At 64.1% G+C, this 15,117-nt stretch carries 10 protein-coding genes; all 10 read left to right on the top strand.

Features of this window, described 5'->3' with window-relative positions; genetic code table 11:
* Nucleotides 1-174 precede the first annotated feature (174 nt).
* The 10 genes from PFZ56_RS22320 to PFZ56_RS22365 all read left to right on the top strand — a co-directional run bounded on the left by PFZ56_RS22320 (nucleotide 175) and on the right by PFZ56_RS22365 (nucleotide 15,085).
* Complete coding sequence (locus PFZ56_RS22320) at nucleotides 175-1,419, top strand: exonuclease SbcCD subunit D C-terminal domain-containing protein (protein ID WP_102879095.1); 1,245 nt, start codon at nucleotides 175-177, stop codon at nucleotides 1,417-1,419.
* The gene (locus PFZ56_RS22325; protein ID WP_170004503.1) at nucleotides 1,416-5,057 is read left to right on the top strand and encodes an AAA family ATPase; all 3,642 of its coding nucleotides are present in this window, start codon (nucleotides 1,416-1,418) and stop codon (nucleotides 5,055-5,057) included. Before PFZ56_RS22320 ends, PFZ56_RS22325 begins: the two co-directional genes overlap by 4 nt.
* A complete protein-coding gene (locus tag PFZ56_RS22330) occupies nucleotides 5,054-5,680 on the top strand; it encodes a glutathione S-transferase (protein ID WP_170004505.1) in 627 nt (208 codons plus the stop codon). Before PFZ56_RS22325 ends, PFZ56_RS22330 begins: the two co-directional genes overlap by 4 nt.
* A gap of 1,057 nt (nucleotides 5,681-6,737) precedes the next feature.
* Nucleotides 6,738-7,379 (top strand): DUF1345 domain-containing protein, encoded by a 642-nt coding sequence (locus tag PFZ56_RS22335; protein WP_170004941.1) that lies wholly within the window; start codon nucleotides 6,738-6,740, stop codon nucleotides 7,377-7,379.
* Nucleotides 7,380-7,780: 401 nt separating this feature from the next.
* On the top strand, nucleotides 7,781-9,847 hold the full coding sequence (locus PFZ56_RS22340; RefSeq protein ID WP_262379946.1) for an HAF repeat-containing protein: 2,067 nt from the start codon (nucleotides 7,781-7,783) through the stop codon (nucleotides 9,845-9,847).
* Between the two features lie 281 nt (nucleotides 9,848-10,128).
* Nucleotides 10,129-11,070 carry a choline ABC transporter substrate-binding protein gene (locus PFZ56_RS22345; RefSeq protein WP_170004939.1) on the top strand — a complete coding sequence of 314 codons (942 nt, stop codon included), beginning with the start codon at nucleotides 10,129-10,131 and terminating at the stop codon, nucleotides 11,068-11,070.
* 88 nt (nucleotides 11,071-11,158) lie between these two features.
* On the top strand, nucleotides 11,159-12,124 hold the full coding sequence (locus PFZ56_RS22350) for an alpha/beta hydrolase (RefSeq protein WP_170004937.1): 966 nt from the start codon (nucleotides 11,159-11,161) through the stop codon (nucleotides 12,122-12,124).
* 122 nt (nucleotides 12,125-12,246) lie between these two features.
* On the top strand, nucleotides 12,247-13,272 hold the full coding sequence (locus PFZ56_RS22355; RefSeq protein WP_170004935.1) for a LacI family DNA-binding transcriptional regulator: 1,026 nt from the start codon (nucleotides 12,247-12,249) through the stop codon (nucleotides 13,270-13,272).
* Between the two features lie 75 nt (nucleotides 13,273-13,347).
* Nucleotides 13,348-14,130, top strand: coding sequence for a sugar phosphate isomerase/epimerase (locus PFZ56_RS22360; protein WP_170004933.1), 783 nt, complete (start codon nucleotides 13,348-13,350; stop codon nucleotides 14,128-14,130).
* Nucleotides 14,123-15,085: a sugar kinase gene (locus tag PFZ56_RS22365; protein ID WP_170004931.1), complete on the top strand. Its 963-nt coding sequence runs from the start codon at nucleotides 14,123-14,125 to the stop codon at nucleotides 15,083-15,085. Before PFZ56_RS22360 ends, PFZ56_RS22365 begins: the two co-directional genes overlap by 8 nt.
* The last annotated feature ends 32 nt before the right edge of the window (nucleotides 15,086-15,117 follow it).

Below are 15,117 nucleotides of genomic sequence, written 5' to 3' on the forward strand. Positions count from 1 at the left end.
CCCTTTCGCTGGCAAGCCAGCTCCTACAGCCACCTCCCTGGAGCCAAGCCGCTGGGCCAATCGCGCCTGCATTTGCCGCAGCGTCGGGCATAAACACGCGTTTGCCAGTAAACTCTCGACCCTTTCGCCGCGGTCATCTTCTGTGCGGCCAGCCTTTTTCATGCGGAGTTTGCCTTGCGTCTGTTTCACACCTCCGACTGGCACCTGGGCCAGAACCTCCACGGCCAGGAGCGCGACTTCGAACATGCCTGCTTTCTGGAGTGGCTGTTGCGCCAGCTCAAGCACGAGCAACCGGACGTGCTGCTGATCGCCGGCGATATCTTCGATACCGTCAACCCGCCGGTCAAAGCCCAGGAACGCCTCTACGACTTCATCGTCAGCGCCCACGAGCAGCAGCCGGCCCTGACCATCGTGATGATCGCCGGCAACCACGATTCCGGTTCGCGTATCGAACTGCCCGCCCCCTTGATGCGCCGCCTGCGCACCCACGCCCTGGGCCGGGTGCTGTGGCTGGACGACGGCCAGCTGGACGCCGAGCGCCTGCTGCTGCCCCTGCCCGACGCCAGCGGCGCGATTGTCGGCTGGTGCCTGGCCCTGCCCTTCCTGCGTCCGGCGGAAGTCACCGGCCCGCAGCTGGGAGACGACTACCTCAAGGGCATCGCCCAGGTCCATGAATGGCTGATCGCCGCGGCCAATGCCAAGCGCCAGCCGGGCCAGGCCCTGATCGCCGTGAGCCACGCGCACATGGCCGGCGGCTCGGTGTCCGAAGACTCCGAGCGCAGCCTGATCATCGGCAATGCCGAGGCGCTGCCCGCCAGCCTGTTCGGCGCGGACGTCAGCTACGTGGCCCTGGGGCACCTGCACAAGCCGCAGAAGGTCAATGGCGAGGAGCGCATCCGCTACAGCGGCTCGCCGATTCCCCTGTCGTTTTCCGAAATCGACTACCCGCACCAGATCCTCGATGTGCGCCTGGACGGCCAGACCCTGGTCAGCGTCGAACCGCGGCTGATTCCCCGGGCGGTCAACCTGCAACGCCTGGGCCCGGCGCCCCTGGGGGAGATCCTGACCCAGCTCGGCGAGCTGCCGGACATCGACCTGTTGGCCGAAGAACAGCGCCAGCCCTGGCTGGAAGTGCGGGTGCGCCTGGACGAACCGCAACCGGACCTGCGTCAGCAAGTGGAAAGCGCCCTGCAAGGCAAGGCCGTGCGTCTGGTACGGATTGCCGCCGAATACGCCGGCAATGGCGGCCGCGATGGCGAGGACGAGACTGCCGAGCTGATCGAACTGGATCAACTGAGCCCCGAAGAACTGTTCCGCCGGGCCTGGCGCGACGCCTACGCCAACGAGGTGGACGACGCCACCCTCAAGGATTTCGCCCTGCTGTTGCAGGACGTTCAGCAAGAAGGTGAACAGCCATGAAGATCCTGGCCATCCGCCTGAAGAACCTGGCCTCCCTGGCCGGCCCGTTCGAAATCGATTTCACCGCCGAGCCCCTGGCCAGCGCCGGCCTGTTCGCCATTACCGGGCCCACCGGCGCCGGCAAAAGCACTCTGCTGGACGCCCTGTGCCTGGCGCTGTTCGGCGCGGTGCCGCGGCTGAACAAGATCGCCAAGGAAAACAAGGTTCCCGAAGTCGACAGCGATATCTCCACCGGCGACCCACGCACCCTACTGCGCCGTGGCACCGGCAGCGGGTTTGCCGAAGTGGACTTTGTCGGCATCGACCGGCGCCGCTACCGCGCCCGCTGGGAAGCCAACCGCGCCCGCGACAAGGCCAACGGCAAGCTGCAAGCCAGCCGGCAGAGCCTCACCGACCTGGACAGCAATCAATTGCTGGCCAGTAGCAAGCGCGACTACGAACAGCTGATCGAATCCAAGCTGGGCCTCAACTTCGAGCAATTCACCCGCGCGGTGATGCTGGCCCAGAGCGAGTTCAGCGCCTTTCTCAAGGCCGACGACAAGGAGCGCAGCGAGCTGCTGGAAAAGCTCACCAACACCGCGATCTACAGCCAGCTGGGGCGCCGGGCCTACAGCAAGAGCAAGGAAGCCGACGAGGCCCACAAAGCGCTCCAGGCCCAGGCCAGCGGCATCGTCCCCCTGGACCCCGAGGCCCGGGCCGAACTGGACCAGCAGTTCAACGACGCCCAGCAACAGCTCAAGACCCAGCAGGCCCAGCTCAAGCAACTGGAAGCCCAGCACAGCTGGCTCAAGGAATTGCGCCAATGGCAGGAGGCGCAGCAGGACGCCACCGAGCAGTTGCAACAGGCCGAGCAGGAGGCTCAGACCCTGGCTCCGGAGCGCCTGCGCCTGCAACGGCTGGAGCAACTGGCGCCGCAGCGTCACCAGTTCCTGCGCCAGATCGAGCTGCGCCAAGCGCTGGAGCCCCTGCGCCAACAGATCGAGCAGCAGGCCGCGCAACAGGCTGAGCTGCAACAACGTCACCAACAGCTGCAACAGCAAGTGCTCGACGCCGACAGCGCCCTGACCCAGGCCCAGAGCCAGCACAGCGACAGCGTCCCGCTGCTGCGCGAAGCCTTTGCCGAACAGGGCAACCTGAGCCGTCTTGGCCAGAGCCTGAGCGACGCCGGCGAAACCCGTGACCGCGCGCAAAGCGTCAGCGCCCAAGGCCAGCAAAGCATTGCCGAACTGCTGGAGAAGCAGCGTCTGGTGGGTGAGCGCCTGGAGCGGATTGCCGGGCAGCTGGCGCACAGCGCCGCCCTCGCCCCCTTGAGCGAAGCCTGGACGCTCTACCGCGAACGCTTGCAGCAACTGATGCTGATCGGCAACCGCCTGAACCAGGGCCAGGCCGAACTGCCGGCCCTGGAACAGCGGGCCGGCACCGCGGCTCAGCAACTGGCCGAACAACGTACCCACCTTGAATTGCTCTACAGCGAAGCCGGTGCCGAACCCCAAGCCGTGGCCGAGCAGATCCAATTGCTGGACGGCTTGCTCAAGGACAACCGCAAGCAACAACGGGCCACCGAAGAGCTGGCACGGCTCTGGGCCCAGCAACAGGAACTGGACCTGCGCGGCCGCGCCCTGCAAGACAAGCAACAAGCCGTGGCCGCCCAGCGTGAAGCACTGAACCAGGCCGGCCTGCAAGCCAAGGCCGAACTGAGCGTCGCCGAGCAGACCCTGAGCGTCACCCAGGCCTTGCTGGAGCGCCAGCGCCTGGCCCGCAGTGCCAGTGTCGAGGAACTGCGCGAGCAATTGCAGGACGATCAGCCCTGCCCGGTGTGCGGCAGCGTCGAGCACCCCTATCACCAGCCCGAAGCCCTGCTGCAAAGCCTGGGGCGCCATGACGAAAGCGAAGAAGCCAACGCCCGTCAGGCGGTGGACAGGCTCAAGGAACAGCTCAACGAACTGCGGGCCCAGGTCCAGGGCCTGATCGCCCAGCAGAAGGAATTCCTCCAGCAACAGGAACAACTGGCCAGCCAGCAACAGGCGCTGGCCCCCAGCCTGCAAGCCCACCCGCAGAGTGCCAGCCTGCTGGACCAGGACCCGGCTCGACGCGATGCCTGGCTACGCCAGCAACTGGAACAGTTGCAACAGAGCATCACCCAGGATGAGAGCCGCCTGGATGCCTTGCTGACCTTGCAAAAGGACGCCACGCGGCTCCAGCAGCAGTTGCAGCAAGCACAAGACGCCAGCCAGCAGGCAGCCCAGCAACTGCACAAGCAGCAGGAGCAATTGGCCGCCGACCAGCAGCGTCTGGAGGAAGAACTGGCCAGCTTCAACAACCTGCTGCCGGCCGAGGTGCTCGAAGGCCTGCGCCGTGATCCGGCCAGCACCTTCATGCAACTGGACCAGCAGGTCCTGCAGCGCATCGAACAACTGCGCGAGCGCCAGGACGAAACCGAAGAACAACAGCAGCGCCAACTGCTGCTGGACAAGGAACAGGACCGCCAACTGACCCGCCAGCAGCAACTGAGCGACGCTCAGCAGCAGCTCGACGCCCTGAGCCAACAGCAGCAGGCCTGCCAGGACCGGCTGGCCGCCCTGCTGGGGTCGCACCCTAGCGCCGAACTCTGGCAGCAACAGCTCGATCAAGCCGTGGAACAGGCCCGCACCGCCCAGGCCAAGGCCCAGCACGAGCAGCACGAGCTGCAGCAGCAACTGATCCAACTGAGCGCCGAACTCAAGGCCCGGCAAGAGCGTCTACAAGCCCTGGACAGCGAACAGCAGCAACTGGCCGGCAGCATCGAGCAATGGCGCGCCCAGCACCCGGAACTGGATGACGCCGGGTTGCAACAGTTGCTGGAACTGGATGACACCGACGTTGCGCACCTGCGCCAGCGCCTGCAGGCCAACGACAAGGCCATCGAACAAGCCAAGGTCCTGCTCCAGGAACGTCAGCAGCGCCTGCAACAGCACCAGGCCCAGCACAACGGCAACCTGGAGGCCGGGCAACTGCTCCAGGCCCTTGAACAGCTGCAGCAACAAGCCCTCGCCAGCGAGCAGCACGTAGCGGAACTGCGCGCCCGACAAAGCGAGGACCAGCGCCGCCAGGAAGCCAACCAGGCCCTGAGCCAGCGCATCAACGAGGCCTACAACCAATGGCAGCGCTGGGCCCGCCTGAATGCCCTGATCGGCTCGGCCACCGGCGACACCTTCCGCAAGATCGCCCAGGCCTACAACCTCGACCTGCTGGTGCACCACGCCAACGCCCAGTTGCGCCAACTGGTGCGGCGCTACCGCCTCAAGCGCGGCGGCAGCATGCTCGGCCTGCTGGTGCTGGACACCGAGATGGGCGACGAACTGCGCTCGGTGCACTCGCTGTCCGGTGGCGAGACCTTCCTGGTGTCCCTGGCCCTGGCCCTGGGGCTGGCGTCCATGGCGTCCAGCACCCTGAAAATCGAATCGCTGTTTATCGACGAAGGCTTCGGCAGCCTCGACCCCGAGTCCCTGCAACTGGCCATGGACGCCCTCGACGGCCTGCAGGCCCAGGGACGCAAAGTGGCGGTGATCTCCCACGTGCAGGAAATGCACGAACGGATTCCGGTGCAGATCAAGGTCAGCCGCCAGGGCAACGGCCTGAGCACCCTGGAGGTGAAATGAGCAGCATGGACACGCCAGAGGCGACCCTCTACTCGTTCCGCCGCTGCCCCTATGCCATGCGTGCACGCCTGGCGCTGCGCTATGCCCGGGTGCCGGTGCGGATCGTCGAGGTCAGCCTCAAGGCCAAGCCGGCCGAGATGCTCGCGCTGTCGGCCAAGGGCACGGTGCCGGTGCTGGATCTGCATGGGCGGGTGATCGATGAGAGCCTGGAGATCATGCACTGGGCGCTGGAGCAGCATGATCCGGACAACTGGCGGCTCATCGGCGTCCCCGAGGCCCAGACGCAGATGGCGGCCTTGATTGCCGAGAATGATCAGGTGTTTAAGGTGCACCTCAATCGCTACAAGTACGCCGAACGCTACCCCGAAGCGCCCATGGAGCATTACCGGGCCCAGGGCGAGGTGTTTCTGGCGCAGTTGGATCGTCTGCTGCAGGAGCGACGCTATCTGCTGGCGGCGCATCCGAGCTTGGCGGACATGGCCCTGCTGCCGTTTGTTCGCCAGTTTGCTCATGTGGACCGGGAGTGGTTTGCGCAGACGCCTTATCGTGCGTTGCAGGAGTGGTTGCGGGGGTTTCTTGAATCGGAGTTGTTTGTGGGGGTCATGGCCAAGACTTTGGCGTGAGTTTTTGTTGTGGGGTTGGGTACATATTCGGGGCTGCGGGTGCAGCGGCTTATGGTTCCGCTTTTACAGCGGGGTTGGGTACATATCCGTTCTTGCGGGTGCGGCGGCTTACGGTTCCGCTCTTACAGCGGGTTTGGGTACATATCCGTTCCTGCGGGTGCGGCCGCTGGCGGTTCCGCTCTTACAGCGGCTCACTTTTGAAAATCCGGAATGCCGGCCCAGACAAAAGTAAGCAAAACGCTCTGCCCCTCCACTCGGTGCCTCGCTTAGGCTCGGCATGCCCTCACTCCGGCATTGATCCGTGGGCCGCCGCCACCGGCCATCCATGGCCGGGTGGCGGCTAACCCGGCATCCCTGCCGGGTTACCCACGGATCAATGCCTGCGTTCGGCCATCGTGGTTAACGGGGCTAACAGATCAAGATCAAAAGCCAGAGCAAGATCAAAATCTGACGGCGGCCTGCCGGCCGGCCTGTTTCATTGCCGTTCGCGTTAATGTAGCCGCTGCCGAAGGCTGCGACCGGCTCCGCAGGAGACGCTAAACCTGCCTCCCCGATATTCCTGACATATCGCGTCGCCTGGTTTCGCAGCCTTCGGCAGCGGCTACAAGGAGCCGGCCTGCGCACCTTGGCTTTGGCTTTGGCTTTGGCTTTGGCTTTGGCTTTTGATCTTGATCTTGATCTTGATCTTCAGGCCCCTTCCCAGCCGGCCGAGCGTAGGCGTTGCGTAGGGGGCAGCTCGGCAAGGATGCCGAGCTAGCCGCCACCCGGCCATGGATGGCCGGTTGGCGGCGGGCCCCCGGAGCAATGCCGAAGCGAGGGAACCCCGAGCCCTAGCGAGGGGCCCATGGAGGGGCAAGCGTTTTTTGGTTCCTTTTTTTGGCGTTTGAAAAAAAGGGACTCGCCGTAAGGGCGAAACCATAAGTGGCCGTGACCGCAGGAACGGATATGTACCCACCCCCCAAACCCCAAACCATCAAGACAAACCCGCTATCCCCCCCCCTTTCAAAATCCCCCCACATGCTAGTGTTCCCCCACTGCCCAGAAGCTGCGAGCCCCCATGTCTTTCGTGATCCGAACCCACCCCCGCCTGACCTTCGGCGTGCTGATCGGCTGCGCCGTCGGCATCCTCGCCCCCGCGCAAACCCTGACCGGCAAGCTCCTCATCGGCTGGAACGCCGCGGTCTGGACCTACCTGGCGCTGATGTTCTGGCTGACCGTGCGGGCCCGGGCCGAGGACGTGAAACGCATCGCCGAAACCGAGGACGAAAACGCCGGGCCGGTGCTGTTGATCGTCTGCGTCGCCGCCATCGCCAGTCTGGTGACCATTGCCCTGGAGCTGGTGGGCAGCAAGGACCTGGATACCCCTCAGCGTCTGCTGCATTACGGCTTCACCGGGTTCACGGTGATCGGTTCCTGGTTGCTGGTGGGGGTGATCTTCAGCGTGCATTACGCCCGCCTTTACTACACCTGGAATGGCAAGGAACCGGCCCTGCGCTTTGCCGAGGAACTGACCACGCCGAACTATTGGGACTTCCTCTACTTCTCCTTCACCATCGGCGTGGCGGTGCAAACTTCGGACGTCGGCGTGGCCACCCGCGAGCTGCGCAAGATCGTCCTCGCCCAATCGTTGATCGGCTTTGTGTTCAACACCGCGATCCTCGGCTTTTCCATCAATATCGCCGCCGGGCTGTTCAGCTGAACCGTTACATAACGGCTAGAACCCAGTCCTGGCCCCTCGCTAGTTCGTCGGTAAAAATCGCGACAGCTTCGTCCGAAAGCCATATAGCGAGTGTCAGGATGGGTGACAGCACTTGATCTAAGTCGAACGACTGCCAAAACTAATCAACTAAAACCAGTTGCACAGATCAATCTGCCCCAAAAAAGCCGCCCCACCACCTTAAGACTAATTTAAGAATCATCTTAAAGACCCGCCCTCTTACTTAAAATAAAATTGCCGACTTTTGCAATCATGGATTTAGTTAACTAACTTCTTAAAGTTAGTTTCGAGCTTTCAAGTAACTTCACATCCCTGCTCCACTCTTGAAGTTCGCCAGCCTCGTCATACCCAAATGACGAGACCACCTGCACTACAGAGCTCGCATGCTCAATCCATGGTTCCAAAGCAATCAGCCAAACCCAAAAGCAGCCTGTAATTTCTACAGGCTGTTATGTTTTCTGCTTCGCAAAAAGGTTATGGAATTGAAATACCCATCCGTGATAACAGCGATCACTCTGCTATGCAGTGCTGTTTACTCAAACCAGTCTCATGCACTAACTACGATCGACACCATTGACTTAAGTTCTTCGAATCCAGGATTTTCCATGGCCTTTGGCGTATCCGCTGACGGTCGTCTAGTTGCCATAAACGTAACGTCAGACACAAACGAAGATCGCGCCTTCAAATACAGCGATGAGACTGGCATGGTCGATCTGGGCACCTTGGGCGGAGACTATGCCTTTGCCCATGCCATATCCGCCGACGGCAATGTGGTCGTGGGAAAGGCCGCCACCCCTGACTCAATTCACGCCTTCAAGCACTCCGATGCGACCGGCATGATCGATCTAGGCACATTGGGCGGCGCGGCATCCAGCGCCAATGGCGTATCCGCTGACGGCGCCGTGGTGGTTGGCGACTCCTTGAATCTCCAGGGGAACATGCGTGCCTTCAAGCACACGGAGGCAACCGGGATGGTCGATCTGGGTACCTTGAATGCAAGCAACAGTGGCAAGTCCTATGCATCTGCGGTGTCCGGCGACGGTCGCGTGGTCGTGGGGCAGGCGGACATCGATACGGTTTCGGGCATACAACACGCGTTCAAACATACCGATGCAAGCGGCATGGTCGACCTGGGCACCCTCGGCGGAGAGTCCTCCCTGGCTTTGGGTGTATCTGCCGATGGCCAGGTTGTCGTGGGCAGTTCACAAACAATCACCGGTGGCACTCAAGCGTTTAAACACACTGACGCCAACGGCATGGTCGAGCTCGCTTCCTGGGGCGGCAACTCCAGCGCTTACGCAGCCTCCGCCGACGGCAGCGTTATCGTCGGGAGCGCCATCACCGCACAGGGTGATAGCCACGCGTTCAGACACACCGATGCTGGCGGCATGATCGATATGGGCACTTTAGGTGGGCAACATTCGGCAGCATCTGCCGTGTCCGCCGACGGCAATATTGTCGTGGGTCTTAGCCTCACGGCGAGTGGCGCCGTACACGCCGCGCTGTGGAAGATCACGGAAACCGGCACTCACCTCCTTGATCTGGACAACACCCGGACCGCGATGGCCAAAAGCGCCAATCAGGCATGGGGAGTCCTGGACCTGCGCAGTGCACAACTGGATCGGTTGATGAGCCAGGAGTGCCAGATCGACAGCGGCTCGTTCTGTATAGGTGTTGGTCCGAGCTACAGCAGAAACCGCGAGACCCGCCAGACCTCCACGAGCCTGACCCTGGGCGCCCGTCCCAGCGAACATCTGCGCGTAGGCATCACCCTGGATCAGAACCTCGATCAACAGTTGCCGGACAACTACACCAAGGCAGGGTCCAACGCACCCGCAGTGGCAATGTTCGTTGCCGTGGACGAATCGGGCCAGGGCCTGGGTTGGCAGGGGCGTCTGGCTGCGGCCTATCTGTCGTCCAAGGTCGATATCCGCCGTGAGCAACTGGCTTATACCGAAGCCGGTAAAGGACGTTCGAGCCTGCGTGGCAGGGCCTTCAGCATAGAGGGTGCCTATGGCCTGAGGCTCGATAGCCTGACCGTCACCCCTTATATCGGCCTCAGCCAGACCCAAGTCAGCCGCCAAGGCTATAGCGAGGACAGCGGCGCCGTCATGGCGGCCAGCTACGCAAAAATGGACCGTTCGGTGACCAGCCTGAACGCCGGCGTACGAACAGCCAAGCGCCTGACAAAACAGCTGGAGCTCAATGCCAATCTGGGCCTGATCCAGGACCTGGACAAAGACCAGGATGCCTTTCAAGCCCGCATGGACTACTTGGGACGCTATACCTACCAGGCCGATAAACAGCACTACACGCGTTTTGCCGCGAGCACCGGGGCAAGCTACACCTTGGACCAGCACAGCGCCGTGCATGCCGGTGTGTTCTGGACACAGGAACCAGGTGGCAACGACACGACCGGTATTCAAACCGCCTTTACCTATCAGTTCTGATAGCGGACCCGGCCCTGTTTCGCGGTATTGCCTATCAGCCCAACTGAGGCTGCACCACACTGCAACACCCCAGCCCTGGCACAACGGCCAACCGCCAGGGCTGCTGCTGATCGCTACCTGGATGAGCCTGCGGGCGTGAAGTGCGCCCGGGCAGTCGCCACAGGGCAAAAGCCGGTCGCTACAGAGCGCTTCCCGGACCATCAGGGCCACGTAAGGTGGCCAGTACGGCGCAACAAGACGCCGCTCTGAACAACAAGCCACCTGCCGGAAGAGATCCTCTGATGAAAACACCGTTCAAGCGTTGTTTCCTGCTCCTCTGCGCCACTGCACTGCTCAGTTCCCCCACCTGGGCCGCCGAGCCTGCGTCCTGCAAGACCGTGCGCATGGGGGTGGTCAACTGGACCGATGTGATCGCCACCAGCGCTGTGGCCGATGTGCTGCTGGGTGGTCTGGGCTATGACAGCAAGCAGACCAGCGCGGTGCAGCAGATCATCTTCGCCGGCATCCGCGACCAGCGCCTGGACATCTTCCTCGGCTACTGGAAGCCCGCCATGGACCAGAACATCGCGCCCTTCCTCGAGGCCGGGCAGGTCAAGGTCATGGCCCAGCCCAGCCTCGTCGATGCGCAGGCAACCCTGGCGGTGCCGGATTACGTGGCCCAGGCGGGCCTGAAGACCTTCGCCGACATCGCCCGTTTCAAGGAGCAGCTGGGGGGCAAGATCTACGGCATCGAGCCCGGTAGCGGCGCCAACACCACGATCAAGACCATGATCGACACCGACCACTTCGGCCTCAAGGGCTTCAAGCTGATCGAGTCCGGCGAGGCCGGGATGCTGGCGGCGGTGCAACGGGCGATCAATCGCAAGGAGTTCGTGGTGTTCGTCGGCTGGACCCCGCACCCGATGAACATCAACATGGCCATCACCTACCTCACCGGCAGCGAAGACGTGTACGGCCCCAACGAGGGGGCGGCCACGGTGTCCACAGTCACCGCGCCGGACTACGCCGAGCGCTGCCCCAACGTGCATCGGCTGCTGCAGAACCTGACCTTCAGCGCCGCCCAGGAAAGCCAGCTGATGGTGCCGATCATGCAGCGCAAGGCGCCCCAGGAAGTGGCCCGCCAGTGGCTGCGCGAGCACCCCGAAGACCTGCAGCGCTGGCTGACGGGGGTCACCACCTTCGACGGCCGCGATGGTGTGGCTGCGGTCAAAGCGAACCTGTAACCGCCCCTGTAGGAGCCGGCTTGCCGGCGAAGGCAGTCTCACGGACCTCTTCGCTGGCAAGCCAGCTCCTACCCCTGTGAGGCTATCCATGAGCCATTACCCACTTTCTGCCGAGCTGGCGGCCTTCGTCCAGCGCACCCTGAGCTACACCAGCGCCGACAGCAGCCTCAAGGGCCTGCGCGACAGCTATGAGCGCATGTGCCGGGACTTCACTCCGGCCCATCCGCCCGGCCTTGTCGTGCATCAACGGCAACTGGCCCAGGTGCCGCTGCGTTTCTATCACCCCGACCGCGTCGTCCCGGAGTGTGGCTGGCCCTGGCTGCTGTACCTGCACGGTGGCGGCTGGGTGCTGGGCAGTCTGGATTCCCACGATTTCATCACCGCCCATCTGGCCCACGAGTTGCAGGCGCTGGTGATCGCGGTGGACTACCGGCTGGCCCCGGAACACCCGTTCCCGGCCGCCTTCGATGATTGCCTGGCGGTATGGCGGGCTCTGGAGCAGGGGCTGGGCCCTGTGCCTCTGGATCACCGCCGTCGGCTGGTGATGGGCGACAGCGCCGGGGGCAATCTGGCCGCCGCCCTGTGCCTGGCCCTGCGGGATGCCGGTGAACCCTTGCCCGCCGCCCAGGTGCTGGTCTATCCCGGGCTCGGCGGTGCCGCCAGCCTGCCCTCGCGCAGCCAGTGCGCCGATGCCCCGCTGCTCAGCAGCAGTGACCTGGAGAGTTTCCAGGCGCTGTACCTGCCGGAGCCCGAACCCACCTCGCCCTATGCCCGGCCGCTGCTGGCAGAGGACTTCAGTCACCTGCCGCCGGCCTTTATCGCGCAGGCAGAGTTCGACCCCTTGCGCGACGACGGCCAGTGCTATCACCAGCGCCTGCTGCAGGCCGGCGTCGCCAGCCAGCTGTACCCGGGCCTGGGCCTGGTGCATGGCTGCCTGCGGGCCAGAGGGCTGGCGGCGGAAGTCGATGGGCTGTACGACGCCCTGCTGCGAGCCCTGCGCGAGTTTCTTGAGCCAACCCGAGCCCTACCGTTGGTCAGCCAACTTGAGCCCTGATAGCGATTTATCGACGTTGCGCCCTTGACGGCAGAATGGGTTTTGCGGTTTCCTGAAACCGGTTTCAGCACCGTACCCGGAAGCACTGCAAACCGATAATTCCAAGAATAAGGTCGTTGCCCGTGAATCAGTTTTCCGCCGCCCAGCGCAGCCGCGTCACCATGCTCGATGTCGCCCGCCACGCCGGGGTCTCCAAGGCCAGCGTGTCGCGCTTTATCGGCGAAGACCGCGCCCTGCTCTCCGATGCCATCGCCTTGCGTATCGAGCAGGCCATCAGCGCGCTGGGCTACCGCCCGAACCAGATGGCCCGCGGTCTGAAACGCGGGCGCACCCGCCTGATCGGCATGCTGGTGGCCGATATCCGCAACCCCTACTCGATTGCCGTCATGCACGGCGTGGAAACCGCCTGCCGCCAGCACGGCTACAGCCTGGTGGTGTGCAACACCGACCGTGACGATCAGCAGGAAGCCCAGCACCTGGCCAACCTGCGGGCCTACAACATCGAAGGCCTGATCGTGAACACCCTGGGTCATCACCTGGAGCAGTTGCTGGAGTTGCAGCAGGAAATGCCCATGGTCCTGGTGGACCGCAAGCTTGAATCACTGCACGCCGATCTGGTGGGCCTGGACAACCCGGCGGCGGTGCACAGCGCCATCGAGCACCTTGAGCAACAGGGTTACCGTGACCTGCTGCTGGTCAGCGAACCCCATGACGGCACCAGCTCGCGGCTCGAACGCAGCGCCGCCTTCCAGGACGAAGTCGCCCGGCGCCCGGCCTTGCGCGGCCAGTCACTGGAGACCGGCGCGGCCCTGGCCCGCCACCTGAAAGACTTTCTCGACGCTCCCGGCCCTGGCCCCAAGGCGCTGTTCTGCGCCAACGGCGTGGCGGCCTTGGCGGCGACCCGGGTCCTGCGTGAACTGGATTGCCCCTTGTTCGAAGGCATCGGCCTGATCGCCCTCGACGACCTGGACTGGTACCCCCTGGTGGGCAGCGGCATCACGGCCCTGGCCCAGCCCACCGAAGCCATAGGCACCGCCGCTTTCCAATGCCTGCTCAAGCGCCTGCGAGGTGATGCCGGCCCGGCGCGGGTGCTGGACTTTGCGGCGCAACTGATGGTTCGCGGCTCCACCCGAAAACCCCCTGTGTAATCCCGGGCCCCCTGCATCGCAGCGTGTCCCGGGTTTTCTCGAATAAAAATGAAACCGGTTTCAGAGGTCTGAAGCATGCATCAATCACCCGTCTCCATCAGCCTGTCCAGCTACGGCGCGGATCTGGTCCGCCAGCACGGCCAGGGCCATTTCATTCCCCTGGTGGCCGCCGCCGGCGCTTCGTGCATCGAGTGGCGCGAAGAACTGCTGACCCACGAGAAGCCCGAGGAACTGGCCCGCAGCGCCCGGGAACACGGCCTGGAAAGCGTATTCTCCTCGCCCCTGGAGCTGTGGCTGGCCGAGGGCTACGAACCCAACCCCGAGCTGTCCGCCACCTTGCAACGGGCCCGGGCGTTCGGCGCCAAGCGTCTGAAAGTGTCCCTCGGTCAGTTCACCGAACATCACGATCTGGGCAGCCTGGCCAGCCTGCTGTCAGGCCAGCCCCTCACCCTGCTGGTGGAAAACGACCAGACCGTGCATGGCGGACGCATCGAGCCCTTCCAGGTTTTTTTCAACGCCGTGCAAGGGTGGAACCTGCCCCTGCGCATGACCTTCGATATCGGCAACTGGGAGTGGCAAGAGCAGTCGGCGCTGACGGCCGCGCGCCTGTTGGGCCGGCATGTGGACTACGTGCACTGCAAGGCGGTACGCCTGCGGGGCGACGGCAAGCGGGTGGCCCTACCGCCCGGCACCCCGGAGTTGCAGCAGTGGGAACACCTGCTGCAGCACATGACTCAAGGTCTTACCCGGGCCGTGGAATACCCCCTGCAAGGCGACGACCTGCTGCAGGTGAGCGCCGAGCAGGTCGGCTTGCTGGCCCGCCTCGGCCAGTCGCGACTGGAGCCAGCCCATGTCTGAGATCGATGTTCTGTCCTTCGGGGAAACCATGGCCATGTTCGTCGCCGAGCACAGCGGTGACCTGGCCCAGGTCGAACACTTTCACAAGCGCATTGCCGGGGCCGACAGCAACGTGGCCATCGGCCTGTCGCGCCTGGGTTTCAAGGTGGCCTGGCTGAGCCGGGTCGGCAACGACTCTCTCGGGCGTTTCGTGCTCGACACCTTGCAGGCCGAGGGCCTGGACTGCCGCTTCGTGCGCCGCGACCCGCTGCACCCTACCGGCTTTCAGCTCAAGTCCCGGGAAGAAACCGGCGACGACCCGCGGGTCGAGTATTTCCGCCGCGGCTCGGCCGCCAGCCACCTGAGCCTCGACGACCTGGCTCCGGCCCTGCTCCAGGCCCGCCATCTGCACGCCACCGGCATTCCCCCGGCCCTTTCGGACTCGGCCCGGGAACTGTCCGGCCACCTGATGCAGACCCAGCGCGCCAGCGGCCGCAGCCTGTCCTTCGACCCCAATCTGCGTCCCGGCCTGTGGCCCAGCGAGTCCCAGATGATCCGCGAGATCAACCGCCTGGCGGCCCTGGCTCACTGGGTGCTGCCGGGCCTCGGCGAGGGACGCCTGCTCACCGGGCGTGACGACCCGGCGGACATCGCCGCCTTCTACCTGGACCAGGGCGCCGAAGCGGTGGTGATCAAGCTCGGGGCCCATGGCGCCTACTACCGCACCCATCTGGACGCCGGCTTCGTCGACGGTGTGCCGGTGGCCAAGGTGGTGGACACCGTAGGTGCCGGCGATGCCTTCGCCGTGGGCCTGATCAGCGCCCTGCTGGAAAGCCTCAGCGTGAGCGAGGCGGTGCAGCGGGCCAATTGGCTGGGCAGCCGCGCAGTACAAAGCCGTGGCGACATGGAAGGCCTGCCCAGACGCCACGAACTGCCCGACCAGGCAGCGCCCCTGAAAACCGCCTGCGCCTCGTAGGAGCTGGCGCCGGGAAACGAACACCCAGAACC

The sequence above is a fragment of the Pseudomonas danubii genome (genome assembly GCF_042980055.1).
GTDB classification, from domain to species: Bacteria; Pseudomonadota; Gammaproteobacteria; order Pseudomonadales; family Pseudomonadaceae; genus Aquipseudomonas; species Aquipseudomonas danubii.